Source organism: Vibrio sp. 1402 (genome assembly GCF_033340275.1).
Genome location: NZ_JAWOWE010000541.1, coordinates 1 through 564, shown reverse-complemented (window position 1 = coordinate 564; position 564 = coordinate 1). Strand labels below are relative to the sequence as shown.

Here is a 564-nt window from a genome sequence, read left to right as displayed (position 1 = left end):
TGAAAAAGCGAAACTTTCTGGCGGCTTTTTTGCTTCTGAAAAAACATTGACGCTACCGGATGGCGTAAACCAAGTCGTTTTCCGCTACGCACCTTACTTCAACCAAGGTAATGACCGTCTAAGCGTAGAAAGTGACGCTATCGTGGCACGCTTCGATACTGCAAATGCAGAGTTGACGATTGAAGTTCCAAAATACCGCAACATGCGTGACGCGGAAGAAAACATCAAAGATCTCGATTGGAAACTGGTTGATGGTTCAGGCAAAGCAGTCGCAGTTGACCAAGACAAACTGATCAAACCGGGGATGCAAATCGGCCGTGATTACGTGCGTGAAATCGAAGATTACAACCGCGCTGGCGGTACAGCAGCTGTCGCTTTTGCTGGCGCAGCGACCATGCAACCAGTCACGCTTCCTGCAAAGATTCCTGAAGACATGAAACAAGCGCGTGCAACCGCAGTGAAAGCAGATTCTACGGCAGAAGAAATGCTGCACTTCTGGTACCAAAAAGCAGACGCAGAAACAAAAGCGCGCTTTAAAGCGTACATCAATCAGCAATAGTCGTT

Annotated in this window: 1 protein-coding gene; it reads left to right on the top strand. The window is 48.0% G+C overall.

What is annotated here, in order from left to right; all coding sequences use genetic code 11:
* On the top strand, positions 1-559 hold a 559-nt coding region (locus R7044_RS27145), incomplete at its 5' end, for a DUF2057 family protein (protein ID WP_225456219.1).
* Positions 560-564 lie beyond the last annotated feature (5 nt).